Annotated in this window: 4 protein-coding genes and 1 pseudogene; 4 read left to right on the forward strand and 1 reads right to left on the reverse strand. The window is 62.1% G+C overall.

From position 1 onward, the window contains the following. The coding region (locus tag NKJ81_RS32350; protein ID WP_352542961.1) for a DUF3363 domain-containing protein at positions 1-1,031 on the forward strand (1,031 nt) is incomplete at its 5' end. A gap of 77 nt (positions 1,032-1,108) precedes the next feature. Here NKJ81_RS32350 and NKJ81_RS32355 read toward each other — a convergent pair. Then, the gene (locus tag NKJ81_RS32355; protein ID WP_502904366.1) at positions 1,109-1,339 is read right to left on the reverse strand and encodes a helix-turn-helix transcriptional regulator; all 231 of its coding nucleotides are present in this window, start codon (positions 1,337-1,339) and stop codon (positions 1,109-1,111) included. A 119-nt stretch (positions 1,340-1,458) separates the two neighbouring features. On the opposite strand from NKJ81_RS32355, the gene NKJ81_RS32360 reads away from it, so the two are divergent. From NKJ81_RS32360 to NKJ81_RS32370, 3 genes and pseudogenes are all read left to right on the forward strand, one after another. Continuing rightward, positions 1,459-1,680 (forward strand): hypothetical protein, encoded by a 222-nt coding sequence (locus NKJ81_RS32360; RefSeq protein ID WP_352542962.1) that lies wholly within the window; start codon positions 1,459-1,461, stop codon positions 1,678-1,680. A 39-nt stretch (positions 1,681-1,719) separates the two neighbouring features. Then, positions 1,720-2,130, forward strand: coding sequence for a hypothetical protein (locus NKJ81_RS32365; RefSeq protein ID WP_352542963.1), 411 nt, complete (start codon positions 1,720-1,722; stop codon positions 2,128-2,130). 247 nt (positions 2,131-2,377) lie between these two features. Further along, positions 2,378-3,200: pseudogene (locus tag NKJ81_RS32370) on the forward strand (hypothetical protein); the annotation flags it as partial.

Here is a 3,200-nt window from a genome sequence, read left to right on the forward strand (position 1 = left end):
ACGAGCACGGCCTCGCCCACGAGCGGGGTCCGGCGCAATATGTCATGCACCGCCAGACCATCACCGAGCCGGTCGTCGGCCGCGTGCTCGCCAAGGGTCTTGCCGGCGACGAGATGAGCGACCGGCTGTCGCTGGTCATCGACGGCGTCGACGGGCGCACCCACTATGTCGAGACTGCCGACGCGGCAAAGCTCGAAGACATCCAGCGCGGCCACATCGTGGCGCTCGATCCGGTGCTGCCGAAGCAGGAGCCACGTGCGGCCGACCGCAACATCAGCAGCGTAGCGGGCGAGGACGGCATCTATCGCCCGAGCCAACACCTGGAGGCGATCCGCGAGACATTTTTGCAGCAGGGCAAGGACCCGGACGCCTTTGTCCGTTTCCATGTCCGCCGTCTCGAAGCGCTGCGCCGGGCCGGCCACGTCGAACGTATCGATGAAGACCACTGGCGCATTCCAAAAGACCTGTCCGAGCGCGGCATCGCCTATGATGGCCGCAACGCCGAGAAGGACTTCTCCCTGCGTGTGCTCTCGACGTTCGATCTTGACGCGCAGGTCGGCAGCGATGGCGCCACCTGGCTCGACCGGGAGCTTACGGCAAAAAATCCCATGCCGCTGGTCCGGTCAGGCTTTGGTCTCGACGTCGACAACGCTCTCGACAAACGGGCTGCCCAGCTCGTCGGGATGGCCCATGCCGAACGCGATCCAACCAGCGGGACCATTACCTTCGCGCGCGACCTTGTTGCCACGCTGGAACTCCAGGAGGTCACGCGCGTCGGTAAGGAAATCGCCGCTGCGCGCGGCCTTACCTTCGCGCCCGTTCAGCCCGGCAACTATGTCGGCGGCACCCTCCTTGACTCGGTCCGCCTTGCCAGCGGGCGTTTTGCCATGCTGGACAACGGGCTCGGGCTTCAGCTCGTTCCCTGGCAGCCGATGCTCGACAAGCGCGTCGGCCAGCACATCAGCGGGCTCGTGCAAGACAGCGGGGGCATCGACTGGAGCTTCGGCAGAAAGCGTGGGCTGGGGCTGTGAAAGCGCCCATCACGTGGCACTTTTGGCTCGCAACTATCGCCGGCAACGATTGGCCAAGCCTAGTAGCAAACAGTTTGTTAGATGCGGGGTCTTAAACGGATACCATTCTCGGACAGGAACTCGATTCCGGCCCTCTCAAGTGTGTGCCTTATACTTATCAGGTTGTTGGCAATTGGAATGCGCGCCCCACGCTCAAAATCCGCAATCGTCTGCCGAGCCACCTTTGCGGCTCTAGCTAGTTCGTCTTGGCTCCACCCAAGCATCGCCCGAGCGCCGCGACACTGCTCTATCGTTAGCGCATTTTCCATTGGCTACAATCCGATTGACGTCAATCAATTTGTATGATCAGATTCCCTAACGCGGCCGAGCTGAGCGCTGACACGCTTAGCCCGGCCTAACCACAACCAAGCTGTTAGGAGCTCGGATCATGGGTGATTCCGACAATACCACGAGTCTCCCTTTCGTCACCCGTAGGCAAGTACTTGCGGGAGGAATGATCACGTCCACCGCTTTGATGCTTGAAAAAGGTACTTTCACCGGCAACGCTGCCGCGACGAAGATGTCCCCCTCCGACCCAGCGCTGGCGCTTTGGTGGGAATGGCAGACCGCCCACAGGCTGAGCGAGCGGCTTTGTCGCAGGCAACAGTGACTGGAAACGAAGCTTATCGAGAGCATCGGCTTTCCTTGTGTGACCGTCCGCGTGTCCGAGGGCGAGGACGTGACGGTCCACTCGATTGAGGCGCTCAATGAATTCCTCGGCACAAGGCCGGATATGGCCGCCCTTCGCGAGGCGGCCGAGGCCCATTTCGCGGCGCATCAGGCGCGCTGGGATGCGGCTGCCGAGGAGATCGGCTATAACACCGTATTCAGGGCCGAGCGCGAGGCTGGCGACTGGGCGCAGGATCTGCTGGAAGCGTTCTCAACCATCGCCGCCACGACTCTCGCCGGCGTGGCTGGCAAGCTTGATGCCGTGTTACGCGAGGGCGAGGCATGGGAAGAGTGCTCTGAGTTTCCTTGGCCGCAAATCCGTTCCGCACTCAACGATCTGGTGCGCTTCGGGAAGCTCGAAAAAGTCTTTAACGGCGAGCGGCGCTCCTAGGCGGCAGGTGGGCTGCTGCTGCCACGCCTGAAACACGACGGTGGAGGAGGTCTGGGGTAGCTGTTAATTCGCAGCCATTCGCAAAGTTTTGGTTCAGGCTGCCTAACTCAGCTGAGCAGCGTACGATTGATGAGTGCCGCTCGCACCTTTTAAAATTTCCCTGTGGATATTCCCACTATGATGATGCGGTGTCGTATTCGTTTGACTGGGGCTGAGTAGAAGTAAGCAACTTGGGCTCGGGGGAATCATGAACAAGTTGCTTGTTGGTGCGGCATTGCTTGCCGCTGGTGTCTTCGGCGCGGATACATCTTTCGTTTCTTATATTAGAAGCTCCGTAGGGATGGCGGCTTTTGCGCAGGAGGCGCAAGGGAGCTCGCCAGATGCTGGTGCGAGCGGCGGTTTCGGCAATGGCGGGGCCGCTATGGGCAGCGGCGGCTCATCGGATCAGCCGAGTGCGGGGGATGAGCACGCTTCCGGCAGTGCACCGGCGACCGAGAGTCCGGACGCGGCAGCCACGGTCGGCACCGACGCGGCCGCGGCCGGCACGGCGGATCAACCGACCGACAGCGAGGCGGCACCCGAGGAGCCGGCAGCAGCGGCAGCGACGACTGAGACGACCACTGAGAGCGATCCAGAGGCGATCGGCACGCCGAAGGTGGATTTGCCGAAGAGTTCAGGCAATGGCAATCTGGGCTATGCCATCGGCATCGATGTCCCGGACTTCCACGGCATCGAACCGTCGATCGCACTCACCTACGAGTCTTCACGCAGGACCAAGACCGGCGGCCTCTACCAGGGTTGGCTGGGCTATGCCTGGGGCCTTGGCGGTTCCGACGTCATCGAGCGGGCAAGCCCCGGCTATGGCATGCCGGCCTTTACCACGAGCGATATCTACCTGCTCGACGGCCAGGCGATGGTCGCCTGCGTGGCCGGCATGGTGTCGCCGTCGTGCTCGATCGGCGGCACGCATGCGACGGAGAATGAATCCTATCGCCGCATTGCGCTGAACGGCACCACAAATGAATGGAAGGTGACCGATCGCGACGGCACCGTCTCGACCTTCCGCTCGG

Source organism: Mesorhizobium sp. M0018 (genome assembly GCF_040323955.1).
Classification (GTDB): Bacteria; Pseudomonadota; Alphaproteobacteria; order Rhizobiales; family Rhizobiaceae; genus Mesorhizobium.